This window comes from Gordonia polyisoprenivorans (assembly GCF_017654315.1).
GTDB lineage: Bacteria > Actinomycetota > Actinomycetes > Mycobacteriales > Mycobacteriaceae > Gordonia > Gordonia polyisoprenivorans_A.
In genome coordinates, this window is the sequence record NZ_CP072203.1 from 5,287,886 (window position 1) to 5,301,166 (window position 13,281).

Here is a 13,281-nt window from a genome sequence, read left to right on the forward strand (position 1 = left end):
TGGTTGCCGAACCAGCACCGGCACAAGCGGTCTCGAGGCTCGTCGCTATCGCTCCTCACACCTCGACCACCGGAACAAGGACGCTCCTCCCTTTCCGATGGTCGAGGTGAGGACGGCCTCCCTTTCCGATGGTCGAGGTGAAGACGCCCCCCTTCCGATGGTCGAGGTGAAGACGGCCTCCCCTTTCCGATGGTCGAGGTGCCGACGAGCGCAGCGAGGAGGCCTCGAGACCGGCCGCAGCCGAGTGGCGCGCGCGGGCCAGGGCGCCGACACTGGAGAGTATGCGTGATGTTCTCCCCGCCCTGGTACGGCACCTGGAACGCGGTCCGGTCGCCCTGGCCCGGGTGATCTCGACGACCGGCGCATCGCCGCGCGATGTCGGGTCGGCCATGCTGATCACCGATGACGGGGAGATCATCGGATCGTTGTCGGGCGGGTGCGTGGAGTCGGCGATCATCGACAGTGCGGCACAGGCGTTGAGCGACGAGACCGCGACCATCGAGCACTTCGGGCTCGCCGACCCCGACGGCATCGCGATCGGTTTGACCTGCGGTGGAGAGATGGAAGTGCTCGTTGAGCGGCTTGGCGCCGGGCACCTGGGCGCGGTGCGACGGCTCGCCGCGGCGGTGGCCGCGGGTACACCGATCGCGGTGGCCGCCACCCTGGGCGCAAGCCCGACGTGGCACGTGGTCACTCCCGAGGACCAGCGACCGTGGCGCCACCTCGACGCCGACATCGCCGACCTGCTCGCCACCGGACGCAGCGGCATCATCGGCGTCGATGACTGTGAGACCGGCCCGCAGGGTGACCGGCCCCGCACGTTCGTGCAGACCTTCGCCCCGCGCTCACGGCTGATCCTGGTGGGCGCCAACGATTTCGTCCGCGCGCTCGCCACGCTGGGGTCGACGCTCGGCTATCACGTGACCGTCGTCGATGCCCGTGCAGTGTTCGCAACCCGCGCGCGGTTCCCCGACGCCGACGAGGTGATCGTCGACTGGCCTCATCGCTATCTCGCCCGCGAGATCGCCGAGCACCGCACCGACAGGTCGACCTGCGTGTGCGTGATGACCCACGACGCCAAGTTCGACGTGCCGGTGCTGCGCACGGCGTTGGGTTGCGACCGGGTGGGATTCATCGGCGCGCTCGGTTCCCGACGGACCGTCGCCGACCGAAACGCCCGCCTCGTCGAGGCGGGCGTCACGGCAGATCGGTTGGCGCGGTTACGTTCTCCGCTGGGTTTGGATCTCGGGGCACACACCCCGGCCGAGGTCGCCGTGTCGATCGCCGCTCAACTGATCGCCGACCGGCACGACGCCTCGGGGATGTCGTTGACGCTACGGAGTGGACCCATCCACCGGTGACCCCGAGGCCGGCGACTCCGCCGCCGGTTCGCCGGTGGTGGAATCGACGGCGATGTCGGAGGTGACCGACGACGTCGGCGCGGCCGACATGTCCTGTGCCGGAAGCACATGCTCACCGGTGCGGTCGCAGGACAGCGCCAGCGAGCTGATGTACTGCTTCTCACCGTTCGGGCCGGGGACCGCCGAGGCGATCATGTCCGGGCGTTCGAACTCGATGCCGGTGACACAGCACAGCAGGCGCGCATCGGTCGGGTTGCCGTGCTCGTCGTACATCGGGATGTCGATGCCGTCGTCGTGACGACGCAGGTAGTACTTGCCCTTGGTGGCCAGCGCCAGGATCGGCGGCAGCACGACGGCGAGGACCAGCGCGACCAGCGGCGAGTACGGCTGGATCGCATCACCGAAGACGTGGAAGTACACCAGGATCGAGGCTCCCGCCGACACGATCAGCGATCCGAACCCGACGGGGTTCACGTTGTGGATCATGCCGCGCCGGAACTCGGGCTGCTTGGGCGAGATGCCGAGCAGGTACTTGTTGATCGCGATGTCGGAGGCCACGACGGCGATCCAGGCGATACCACAGTTGGCGTAGAAGTTGAGCAGGTTGTTCAGGAAGCTGAACATATCCGCTTCCATCAACACGATGGCGATGAAGACGTTGAAGAACAGGAACACCAGTCGACCCGGGTAGGTCTTGGTGACGCGGGTGAAGGCGTTGGTCCAGGCCAGCGATCCCGAGTACGCATTGGTGACGTTGATCTTCACCTGGCTGATGACCACCAGGATCACCGCGAGGGTCAGTGCGAGCCAGTGCGGCAGGAAGTCCTGATAGATCTCGACGAACTGGTGCACCGGCTGATTGGCGATTCCGGCGTTGTCGATGCTGATACCGATGAGGTACACGGCCAGGAACAGGCCGACGACCTGCTTGATGGCACCGAAGAACACCCAGCCCGGGCCTGCGGTGAGGGTCGCGATCCACCACTTGCGCTTGTTCTCCGGGGTGCGCGGCGGCATGAAACGCAGGTAGTCGATCTGCTCGGCGATCTGCGCGATCAGCGACAGACACACACCTGCGGCCAGCATGGTGCCGGCGAAGCTGACGCCCTTGCCCAGCGGATTACCCGCCGAGTCGACACCGCTGAACGCGAAGAAGTCACCGATCGCCGACGGATGCTTGATCACCAGGTACAGGAACGGGAGCACCATCATGACCAGCCACAACGGGGTGGTCCACACCTGCAGTTTGGCCAGGGTGTTCATGCCGTAGATGACCAGTGGGATGATCAGCACCGAGGACAGCAGATAGCCGATCCACAGCGGGATGTGCAGGCCCAGCTGCAGACCCTGCGCCATGATCGAGCCCTCGAGTGCGAAGAAGATGAAGGTGAACGACGCGAAGATGACGTTGGTCAGCACCGAGCCGTAGTACCCGAATCCGCTTCCGCGGGTGATGAGGTCGAGGTCGATGTTGTATCGCGCGGCGTAGTAGGCCAGTGGATACCCGGTCAGCACGATCACCACGGCGAAGAACAGGATGCCCCACAAGGCATTTCCCGTGCCGTTGGCGATGCCGATGTTGGCGCCGATCGCGAAGTCGGCCAGGTAGGCGATACCGCCGAGCGCCGAGATCGCGACGACCCCGGGGCCCCACTTGCGATAGCTGCGCGGCGCGAACCGAAGTGTGTAGTCCTCCAAGGACTCACGCGCGGCGGCTGCCTGCGCACCGGTGGCGATGATGCTGTGTTCGGCATTCTCGATCTCGCCGACCCCTGCGGAGAGATCGTCAGCTCCGTGATGTTTCTTGGACACGCAGTCCCCTTCCAGGAATGAACTGCGATCACGCTAGGGCTGATGCGTTTCTGAGAGGGGCCCCTACATGTTTCGAGAACGTTACACGCTCGGCAAAACGGTCAATATGCCCATTCGCGGCGCGAACCCGATGTCCCGGAACTACTTTCCGGAAAAGCGCGGGGCGCGTCGCTCGGCGCGCGCAGCGCGGCCCTCGGCGAGATCGTCGCTGTGCCAGGCGCGCATCATCGCCGCATGACGTTCCTCCGGTGCCACGTCCCGGGCGCCGTCGCCGTTGAGGACGAGTTTGTAGTGCTGCAGGGTCAGCGGCGCGAGGTCGGCGATGGTCGCCGCCCAATGCTGGGCGTCGGCCAGATCACCGATGCGATTGGCGAATCCGAGGTCGTGGGCCCGATCGGCCGAGAGTGGATCGCAACCGATCAGCATCCCGGCGGCCTGTCCGGCGCCGACGAGCGAGACCAGACGGCGGATGGTCCACTCGTCCACAGCGACACCGATTCTGGCGGCCGGGATACCGGCGATCGCATCGGGCGCCATGACTCGCAGGTCGGCGGCCATGGTCAGCTGGAGTCCGGCGCCGAGCGCCGCACCGTTGACCGCGGCGATCACCGGGACCGGGGTCGACTCGATCTGCTGCAAGGTGGCGACGAGGTGGTCGAGGAAGCCGGGGTCATACACCGGACCGGAGAGGTCGGCGCCGGCGGAGAACGCACTGCCACGCCCGGTCAGCACGATCGCCCGGGCACCCGCATCGACCGCGGCGGTGAAGGCCGCGCCGAGAGCCTCGATCACCTCTCCGTTGAGAGCATTGCGCTTATCGGGGCGGTCGAGTTCGATTGTCGTCACCGCACCATCTGCACTCGTTGCAATCATGAACGCAGAGCCTACCCAGCCGACGGCCCACCGGAGGCCGGTACATGCCGCTCACATGGACATGACAGGCTGACATCGTGCACACCGACACCGACGTCCTCGTCATCGGCGGGGGTCAGGCGGGATTGTCGGCAGCCTACTTCTTGGAACGCTTCGGGCTGCACGGACGGTATCGGCTCCTCGACCATTCACCCCATCCCGGGGGCGCCTGGCAGTATCGATGGCCGACGCTAACCCTCGCCGGCGCCAATCATGTCCACGACCTGCCCGGATACGGTCTCGTCGAGGCACTCGGCGTCGAGTGTGATCAGTTCCCGGCGGCCACGGCGGTCCCCGACTATTTCGGTCGGTACGAGGAGAAGTTCGGGCTGACGGTGACCCGACCGGTCCACGTGCGGGCGGTCCATCGCGACGGCGACGCCTTCCGGGCGTCGATCGTGGCGCCCGACGAGTCCGGCGAACACCGGGAATCCGAGGTGACGACGCGGACGCTGATCAACGCGACCGGCACCTGGGATCGGCCGTTCATCCCGCACATCCCGGGTATCGGCGACTTCCGGGGACGGCAACTGCACACCCACGACTACACCGGCCCCGAGGAATTCGCCGGACAACGCGTCCTGGTGGTCGGCGCCGGGATCTCCGCGATCCAACTCCTGATCGAGATCGCCCGCAACGCCCCCGAGGTCACCACGTTCTGGTGTTCGCGTACCGAGCCACACTTCCGCGACGGACCCTTCACCCCCGAGGAGGGCCGGGCGGCGGTCGCCCGTGTCGAGGAGCGGGTGCGTGCCGGCCTGCCGCCGACCTCGGTGGTGTCGGTGACGGGCCTGTCACTGACGCCGGCCATCGCCGCGGCCCGACGCGACGGGATTCTGCAGTGGCGACCGATGTTCACCCGGATCACCGAGACCGGGGTGTGCTGGGATTGCGGTGGCGGCGATCTCGGGGGCGGCACCGAACTCGACGTCGACGTGCTGTTCTGGAACACCGGATTCCGCAGTGCGCTGGACCATCTCGCGCCCCTGCACCTGCGCGCGCCGGGTGGCGGGATCACCATGACCGGCCGACTCGCCACGACGGTGGCCGCCGATCCCCGCGTCCAGTTACTCGGGTACGGACCGTCGGCGTCGACGATCGGGGCGAATCGGGCCGGCCGGGAGGCCGCACGCGTGATCGCCGACCTGCTCGACGCCGCCTGATCAGCCTTGCTCAGCCGGTCACCGACAGCTCACCACGGCACGCACCGGAGCTGGTGTAGCGCACGAGGGCACCGAGGGTGTCGACGGTGACGTCGAAAGCCACTCGGCCCGAACCCGTCTCGATGCGCGCCACGGTGTTCGATCCGCCGAAGGCGCCGATGCGGGTCCACCCGGACGCGGCGGTGCCATGGTCGGCGCCGGAACCACCACCCGGGGCGGTGTTCGTCCACGACACGCGTACGCGCTGATCGAATCCGAGCAGCGGTGGCGGCGTCGTCACCGTCAGTGACACGATGCCCGAGCCCGCCGAGGCCACCGTCACCGAGCTCGTCGATCTCAGTACTCCCAGATCGGCGAGATTCGGGTTCATATAGGACATCGCGCAGAGTCGCGTGGCCGGCGCGGCCTGCGCCGGTGCGACGCCCAGCGTGGACGACGCGACCACCACGGCGGCGGTGACCAGGACTGGGGCGCTCACCCGGGCGGCACCGGGTATCGATCGGGCCATCGGAGACCTTCTGTTCTCCCCCGAACTCGTTACCACCCACCCCTCGGGACACGACCGTCCTCACCGTGTCACGGGCCCGACCGAACCCGCGGCCCTTCGCCCGAAGAGCACACGAACGGACGACAGTTCCACATACAGACTTGACAGATTGTTGGGTTTTCCCAACACTTGGTTCTATGAGTCCGGTCAGACGGGGAGAAAAGCTCCCGATCTTCAACCGCATCGGCGTCCTACGCGCCGAGCGTCGGATGTCTCGGGCCGCGCTGGCGGCGCTCGTCGGGATCAACGTGCAGACCGTCGGCGCTCTCGAACGCGGTGATCACTATCCGAGCCTCGACCTCGCCTTCCGTATCTGCGATGTGTTCGAGCTCCCCGTCGAAGCGGTGTTCAGTCGCACCGAATTCGGCGCGATGTCGGCCGAGCTGTACTCCCGCCGATCCAACGAAGGGACAGGTGCCTGATGTACGACCAGAATTCCGCCATCCCCGAAGACGCACAGCCAGAACTGTGGCGGCGCTATGACGAGTGGCGCGGTGAGCGACACCGCCGCTTCACCGCGCGCCACGCGCATCGACTGCCCCGCTGGCGCAACCGCCGCGCCTACCGGCGCGTGGTCGTCGCCCAGGCGCTCGCCATCGTCCTGATGATCGTGGGTGCCGTCATCGGGTTCTTCTCCGACGTCTGGTTTCTCCCGCCGTGGATACTCGGCGCGGTCGTCACGATCACCGCTCAGCGACTCCTGCGCATCATCACCGGCTCGGTCGGCGACGCACCGGTCAGCGCCCTCGACGAAATCCAGCTCGCCCAACGTAATTCGGCGCGCTCGATCGCTTTCATCGTGCTCTTCTCGCTGATGTTCATCCCGTACTTCATCCTGATCGCGATGTCGATCCCCGACCACATCGACCGTCAGGCGATCTACGGCGTGGCCATTCTGCTGATCTCGCTGGTGCTCGCCGCCGGAGTGCTGCCGTCGATGCTCACCGCGTGGTGGATGGCCGACTCCGACCCCGAAGACTATGCCGAACCCGAATCGTCCACCTGGAAGGGAGAACTCCGATGAGCGACCCGTTGATCATCGACGGCCTGCACAAGAAATACGGTAACGTCGTCGCCCTGCACGACATGACCTTCACCGTCCAACCCGGGGAGATCTTCGGCTTCGTCGGCAGCAACGGCGCCGGCAAGTCCACGACCATGCGGATCATCCTGGGCGTGCTGGCCGCCGACTCGGGCACCGTGGCACTCGGCGACCGCCCGATCGACCTGCCCACCCGTCGCCGTATCGGCTACATGCCCGAGGAGCGCGGGCTCTATCCCAAGATGAAGGTCGGCGATCAGTTGCGCTTCCTCGCCCGGCTGCACGGGATGTCGGCGGCCCAGGCCGACGAGTCGGCGCACCGCTGGACCGAACGCCTGGGCGTGGCGACACGTTTCGGCGACAACGTGGCCGATCTGTCGTTGGGCAACCAGCAGCGCGTCCAGCTGGCGGCCGCGCTCATCGCCGACCCCGCGGTCCTGGTTCTCGACGAGCCGTTCTCCGGCCTCGACCCGGTCGCCGTCGACGTCATGAGCGATGTCCTCAAAGAGAAAGCGGCCGAGGGTATCCCGGTGATCTTCTCCTCACACCAACTCGACCTCGTGCAGCGCCTGTGCGACCGGGTGGGCATCGTCGTCAAGGGACAGATGCGTGCGCTGGGCAGCGTCGAGAGCCTGCGCGCCCGCGGTGGGGTAACCCTCGAGGTCGAGGGCCCCGGCATCGGAACCGCTTGGGCCGACGGCATTCCCGGGGTTCTCGACGCCGACTACGGACCGACCACGCTGCTGCGCATCGACCCCGACTCCGTCGATGACCAGCAGGTGCTCGCTGCGGCCCTGCACACCGGGCCGGTACACCGCTTCACCAGATCCACACCGTCCTTGACCGACATGTTCCGAGAGGTGGTATCGGCATGAGCACCCCGACCCAGACCCTGCCCCCGACCCCCGCACCCGATGGCGGTGCCGGCGCGATGACGTCGGTGTGGCTCATCGCCGAGCGCGAGATCTCCACCCGCGCCCGCACCAAGTCGTTCCTGTGGAGCACGATCGCGCTGATGCTCGTCATCGTGATCGGGCTGATCGTCTGGAAGGCGTTCAGCGGCGGTGGCACCGACACCGACAAGGTCGGCATCGTCGGCGCCGACACGTCGCTCTCGACGACGGTCACCGAGGTCGGCAAGGCCGCCGGCACCCCCGTCTCCGTGCGGACCGTCGACTCCGCGGCCCAGGCCCGTTCCCAGGTCGACAGCGGTGATCTCGACGGCGCCATCGTCGTCGGACCGTCCGGCTCGTTCACGTTGATCAGCAAGGACGGACTCTCCGACACGCTCTCGGGCGTGCTGCGTACATCGATCTCCCAGACCACCCTCGCCACCGGACTCGCCGAACGCGGTGTCGACGCGGCCGACCTACCGCGCGCCACGATCGCCGAGGATCAGACCCAGCCGGCCAAGCCCGACAACGGCCAGCGGATCATCATCGCCATCGTCGGGGCGATGCTGCTGATCATGGCAATCATGCTCGGCGGCAACATGATCGCCGTCGGCGTCGTCGAGGAGAAGACCTCACGCATCGTCGAGTTGCTGCTGGCCACCGTGAAACCGCTGCACCTGATGTGGGGCAAGATCCTCGGCATCGGCGTCGTCGCGCTCGGTCAGGTGGTGGTGCTCGGCGCGACAGCCCTGATCGCCGGGGCGGCAACCGGAATGCTCACCATCGCCGGTACCGCGGTGGGGATGTTCGCGGCCACCCTCATCTGGTTTCTCCTCGGATTCGTCTTCTTCGCGACGCTCTACGCCGCCGCCGGTGCGCTGGTGTCCCGTCAGGAGGAACTCGGGTCGACCATCATGCCGCTGACCGTGCTGTCGATGGCGGTGATGTACGCGGGGATCTTCGGAATCCAGGCCCTCGACTCCACCTTCATCCAAGTGCTGACCTGGATTCCGCCGTTCTCCGCGGTGCTGGTGCCCATCCGGATCGCGACCGGTGACACCGATCCCATGCAGATCGTCATCACCCTGGTCCTGATGATCGCGGCCTGCGCGGTGGCCACCTGGATCGCGGCGCGGATCTACCAGCGGTCGATCCTGCGGACCGGCAGCCGGGTGAAGTGGTCCGAGGCGCTGTCGATGACCCGGTGACACCCCACGACCCGGTGACTCACCTCGCGGGGACCTGCTCCGGTTCGTCGCCGGCGACCGGCGCGGGTCCGTGCGGCACGAAGTCCTTGGACCGGATCATCACCAGTGCGCACACCCCACCGAGCACGGCAACCACACCGCTGACCCAGAACAGCAGGTTCAGCCCGTCGGCGTAGGCGGCGTGGACGCCACCGGCCGGGTGGTCGTGCATCGAACTGGTCATCCGCGAGCTGAACAGCGATCCGTACACGGCGATGCCCACCGCGATGCCGATCTGACGGAAGGTGGTGTTGATGCCCGAGGCCATCCCGGACCGGTGCACCGGCACCACACCGACCGCGGTGGCGGCCAGCGGCGGATTGACCAGGCCGCTGCCGATGCCGGCGACCACGAGCCCGGGGATCAGATGGGTCCACGACGAGCCGGCATCGAGACCGGCCATCGCAAACAGGCCGCCACCCACCAGCACCAGCCCGGGGCCGATCAGCCATCGCACCGGCATGTGCTCGGACAGACGGCCGGCGATCGTCGCGAAGATCATCGTGCAACCCGACATCACCAGCAGCCGCAGACCGGTCTGTAGGGCCGAGAATCCCAGCGAATTCTGCAGGTAGAGAACAAGATAGAGCAGCATCGCGAACAGCGATCCGTTCATGGCGAAGGCCGCGATCAGACCACCACCGAAGGTCGGGATGCGCAGCAACCCCAGATCGAACATCGGCTGGGCGACGCGCAGTTCGACGATCACGAAGGCCACCAGGAGCACCGCGGCCGCCGCGAAACACCCCAGCACCAGGCCGTCGGTCCACGACCGCTGCCCCGCCTCGGTGAGGCCGTAGACGCCGACGAGCAGCCCCGCGGTGAAGGTGAGCACTCCCGGCCAGTCGATGCGACGCGCGTGCGGCGAGCGCGACTCGTCGACCATCCGCAGCGTCAGGTACAGGGCGACGATGCCGATGGGCAGGTTCACCAGGAAGATCGCCCGCCAGGTGATCCCGGTGGTCAGGACACCACCGAGGATCGGTCCGAGAGCCGTCGCGATACCGGTGACCGCACCCCATGCGCCGAAGGCCACTCCACGTTCGCGGCCGTGGAAGGTCGCGGCCAGCAACGCCAGCGACGTCGCGAAGAGCATTGCCCCGCCGATGCCCTGCAGTGCCCGGGACACGATGAGCATCGTCGGGTCCTGCGCCACCCCGCACAACAGCGAACCGAGGGTGAAGATGACCAGGCCGATCGAGAAGATGCGGCGCCGGCCGAATTTGTCGGAGATCGATCCGGAGGTCAGCAGCAACGAGGCCAGCGCCAGCGCGTAGGCGTCGGTCACCCATTGGAGCTGGGAGAAACTCGCGCCGAGCGCGCGTTCGATGTCGGGGAGCGCGACGACGACGATCGTGACGTCGAGCAACAACATGAATGTCGCCGCGCAGACGACGACCAGCGTCCACCATTTCTTTGCCATGATCCAAGTCTGGCGACCCGAACGACGATCGTCGCCCTCGGTCCGAGCAGACGTAGGATTCCACCCATGAGTGCTCGGATAGCGTTGGAATCCTCCACCCTCGACACCTTGGATGCGCAGATCACCCGGGCGCTACAGATCTCGCCGCGGGTGGCCTTCGCCGAACTCGCCGAGATCCTCGATGTGGCCGAGCAGACGGTGGCCCGACGCTACCGGCGGATGCGCCGCGACGGATACCTGCGGGTCACGATGACCGCCGATCTGCACGGCACCGGCGGCGCCAACTGGCTCGTGCGCGTGCGGTGCCGACCGGAGGGCGCCGACGCGATCGCCCGGGCGATCGCGGCACGCGACGACGTGTCATGGGTGTCGATCTACGGGGCCGGCTGGGAGGTCGATTTCAATCTCCGAGCGCCCGCCGACGTCGAGACGCACGAGTTGCTGCACGAGATGTTGCCGAGGTCCGCGCCGGTGCTCGACGTCGCACCCGCAGAGATCCTGCACACCTACATCGGCGGGGCGGGCGAGCATCAGGACACGTGGAGCGATGTGCTCACGTCCGCGCAGACCGCGGCGTTGCGGGCGACTACGCCACCGGTGGTGTCGTCGAAAGGTGTTCGGGCGGAACTCGACGACACCGATCGTCTCCTGATCGACGAACTCGGCCGGGACGGGCGGGTCTCGTATTCGACGCTGGCGCGCACTGCGGGCAGTACGCCCGGAAAGGTGACGCGTCGTGTGGAGCGTCTCATCGGTTCCGGGCTGGCCTACTTCCATGTGGATCTGGCCACCGCGGCAATCGGGTTGCGCAGCACCGCGTTATGGCTCACGGTTACGCCCCGATCGCTGGCCTCGGTGGGGCAGGCGTTGGGTACCGATACCCGTATCCCGTTCGCCGCCGCGGTCACCGGCCGGGCCAATCTGACCGCGAATGTGATCGGCGCAGGCCGCGACGACCTCTATTCCTTTGTCACCGAAGACCTTGCACGGCTGGACGGGATTACCGGTTACGAACTCGTCCCGCTGCTGCGCCGGGTCAAACATGCGGGCGCGCTCGTGCACGGCGACAAACTCGCGCCGCCTCAGATCTCGCCGAACCGGCGCAGGGCCTCTTCCCGTTCGGCCTTGTGATCGACGATCGGCTCCGGATAGTCGTCGGTACCGTACTCGGGCACCCACTGAGCGACGTAGGCGCCGTCGGGGTCGAACTTCTTGGCCTGCGCCTCCGGGTTGAACACCCGAAAGTACGGCGCCGCATCGGTTCCCGTGCCGGCCGCCCACTGCCAGCCGTGCTGGTTGGACGCCATGTCGCCGTCGAGGAGCTGATCGAGGAACCACCGCGCACCCCACCACCACGGCAGGTGCAGATCCTTGACGAGGAAGGACGCGGTGACCATCCGCACCCGGTTGTGCATGAATCCGGTCTGTGCGAGCTGGCGCATGCCGGCATCAACCAGCGGAAAACCGGTACGCCCCTGCTTCCACGCGTTGAATCGCCGGTCGGCGGCGGCGTCGGTGTCGAGGTCGATGCCGTCGAACTGGCGATTCCAGTTGTGCCACGCCGACTCCGGCCAGTGATGGAGGACGTCGGCGTAGAAGTCGCGAAATGCCAACTCGCGCAGGTACGCCTGCGCGCCCTTGCCGGTGCCGGTCAGGTCCGCGGCCAAGGTGCGCGGGTGGATGTTGCCGAACTTCAGGTACGCCGACATCCGGCTCGTCACATCGAGATCGGGCCGGTTGCGGTCGTCGTCGTAACCGGCGAGATCCTCCGCGACGAAGTCGCCCCACCGTGCCAGGGCGGCGTTCTCCCCAGCGGGAATGTCGGTCGTCGTGGGCGCCTTGGGAATTCGGATGCGACCGGATCGGGTGAGATCGGACGGGTCGAGGAGATCACCCGCGGACACCGACGTCGACGCGGGCTTGCGCCACCCGTGATCACGCCACTGCCGGTGGAACGGCGTGAAGACCTTGTAGGGGCTGCCGTCGGCCTTGGTGACGCGACCGGGCGACACCAGGTACGGCGATCCGACCGGCTCCCACGACACGTCACCGGCATCGTCGAGCGCCGCGATCACGGCCTCGTCGCGACGACGCCCGAACGGCGAGAAGTCCTCGGAGACATGCACCGACGACGCGCCGACGGCCTCGACCAGCCGGGGGATCTCCTCGTCGGGACGACCCCGCACGACAAGGAGTCGACCGTCGAGGCGCCCATCGAGCTCGCGGAGCGAATCGAAGAGGAACGCCAGACGCCGGTCGCCGGCGGACTTCTCGAGCCGGGGGTCGAGGACGAAGCAGATCAGGACGCGATCGGCGGCGTCGAGCGCGTCGGCGAGCGCCGGCAGATCACCCAGACGCAGATCACGGCGCAACCACAGCAGAGCCGTACCGGTCGGCGTCTCCGACGTCGACGCGGCCGACCCGCCTCGGGTGCGCTTGGCGGCGGAGATCTATCCCACGCCCAGCAGATCGATGACAAACACCAGGGTGCGGCCCGAAAGTCGGTGTCCTGCACCGGGCGGACCGTAGGCCAGGTTCGGCGGCACGGTCAGACGCCGGCGTCCGCCGACCTTCATTCCCGGGATTCCCTCTTGCCAGCCCGGGATCAGCCGCTCGAGCGGGAAGTGCGCGGACTGACCGCGATCCCACGACGAGTCGAACTCCTCGCCCGACTCGAAATCGACTCCCACGTAGTGGACATCGACGACGTCACCGCGCTGGGCCTGCGCTCCGTCACCCTCGACGAGATCGACGACCTCGAGTTCGGCGGGGGCCGGGCCCTCCGGGAATTCGACTTCTGGCTTTTCGGCACTGGTCATCGGGACTCTCCTTTGAGTCGTCGGTTCTCTGGTGGCTCGGGTCCCTCGTGGACGAGAGGGCC

Annotated in this window: 13 protein-coding genes; 7 read left to right on the forward strand and 6 right to left on the reverse strand. The window is 67.3% G+C overall.

Annotated elements, in window-relative coordinates; translation table 11 throughout:
- The first annotated feature begins 281 nt into the window (after positions 1–281).
- On the forward strand, positions 282–1,361 hold the full coding sequence (locus J6U32_RS23665) for an XdhC family protein (protein ID WP_208792410.1): 1,080 nt from the start codon (positions 282–284) through the stop codon (positions 1,359–1,361).
- Here J6U32_RS23665 and J6U32_RS23670 read toward each other — a convergent pair.
- Complete coding sequence (locus J6U32_RS23670; RefSeq protein ID WP_208792411.1) at positions 1,335–3,173, reverse strand: purine-cytosine permease family protein; 1,839 nt, start codon at positions 3,171–3,173, stop codon at positions 1,335–1,337. The two genes, J6U32_RS23665 and J6U32_RS23670, sit on opposite strands and share 27 nt — an antisense overlap.
- 141 nt (positions 3,174–3,314) lie before the next feature.
- On the reverse strand, positions 3,315–4,046 hold the full coding sequence (locus J6U32_RS23675) for an enoyl-CoA hydratase (RefSeq protein WP_208792412.1): 732 nt from the start codon (positions 4,044–4,046) through the stop codon (positions 3,315–3,317).
- Positions 4,047–4,123: 77 nt separating this feature from the next.
- On the opposite strand from J6U32_RS23675, the gene J6U32_RS23680 reads away from it, so the two are divergent.
- Positions 4,124–5,248 (forward strand): NAD(P)-binding domain-containing protein, encoded by a 1,125-nt coding sequence (locus tag J6U32_RS23680; RefSeq protein ID WP_208792413.1) that lies wholly within the window; start codon positions 4,124–4,126, stop codon positions 5,246–5,248.
- Between the two features lie 10 nt (positions 5,249–5,258).
- Here the strand turns inward: J6U32_RS23680 and J6U32_RS23685 are convergent, their stop codons facing one another.
- A complete protein-coding gene (locus tag J6U32_RS23685; RefSeq protein WP_244332323.1) occupies positions 5,259–5,726 on the reverse strand; it encodes a hypothetical protein in 468 nt (155 codons plus the stop codon).
- A gap of 206 nt (positions 5,727–5,932) precedes the next feature.
- On the opposite strand from J6U32_RS23685, the gene J6U32_RS23690 reads away from it, so the two are divergent.
- The 4 genes from J6U32_RS23690 to J6U32_RS23705 are packed head-to-tail and all read left to right on the forward strand — an operon-like array spanning position 5,933 to position 8,938.
- Positions 5,933–6,217, forward strand: coding sequence for a helix-turn-helix transcriptional regulator (locus tag J6U32_RS23690; protein WP_006368244.1), 285 nt, complete (start codon positions 5,933–5,935; stop codon positions 6,215–6,217).
- A complete protein-coding gene (locus tag J6U32_RS23695; RefSeq protein WP_208792415.1) occupies positions 6,217–6,819 on the forward strand; it encodes a hypothetical protein in 603 nt (200 codons plus the stop codon). The genes J6U32_RS23690 and J6U32_RS23695 overlap by 1 nt, the downstream gene beginning before the upstream one ends.
- Positions 6,816–7,712 carry an ABC transporter ATP-binding protein gene (locus J6U32_RS23700; RefSeq protein ID WP_208792416.1) on the forward strand — a complete coding sequence of 299 codons (897 nt, stop codon included), beginning with the start codon at positions 6,816–6,818 and terminating at the stop codon, positions 7,710–7,712. The genes J6U32_RS23695 and J6U32_RS23700 overlap by 4 nt, the downstream gene beginning before the upstream one ends.
- On the forward strand, positions 7,709–8,938 hold the full coding sequence (locus tag J6U32_RS23705; protein ID WP_208792417.1) for an ABC transporter permease: 1,230 nt from the start codon (positions 7,709–7,711) through the stop codon (positions 8,936–8,938). Before J6U32_RS23700 ends, J6U32_RS23705 begins: the two co-directional genes overlap by 4 nt.
- A gap of 19 nt (positions 8,939–8,957) precedes the next feature.
- On the opposite strand, the gene J6U32_RS23710 is transcribed toward J6U32_RS23705, so the two are convergent.
- Positions 8,958–10,400, reverse strand: coding sequence for an MFS transporter (locus J6U32_RS23710; RefSeq protein ID WP_208792418.1), 1,443 nt, complete (start codon positions 10,398–10,400; stop codon positions 8,958–8,960).
- A 66-nt stretch (positions 10,401–10,466) separates the two neighbouring features.
- Between J6U32_RS23710 and J6U32_RS23715 the strand changes: the two genes are divergently transcribed.
- Positions 10,467–11,531: an AsnC family transcriptional regulator gene (locus tag J6U32_RS23715; protein ID WP_208792419.1), complete on the forward strand. Its 1,065-nt coding sequence runs from the start codon at positions 10,467–10,469 to the stop codon at positions 11,529–11,531.
- Here J6U32_RS23715 and J6U32_RS23720 read toward each other — a convergent pair.
- Both J6U32_RS23720 and J6U32_RS23725 read right to left on the reverse strand, forming a co-directional pair.
- On the reverse strand, positions 11,483–12,772 hold the full coding sequence (locus J6U32_RS23720; RefSeq protein ID WP_208792420.1) for a cryptochrome/photolyase family protein: 1,290 nt from the start codon (positions 12,770–12,772) through the stop codon (positions 11,483–11,485). The genes J6U32_RS23715 and J6U32_RS23720 overlap by 49 nt on opposite strands.
- A 78-nt stretch (positions 12,773–12,850) precedes the next feature.
- Complete coding sequence (locus J6U32_RS23725; protein WP_006368237.1) at positions 12,851–13,219, reverse strand: FKBP-type peptidyl-prolyl cis-trans isomerase; 369 nt, start codon at positions 13,217–13,219, stop codon at positions 12,851–12,853.
- Positions 13,220–13,281: the final 62 nt, after the last annotated feature.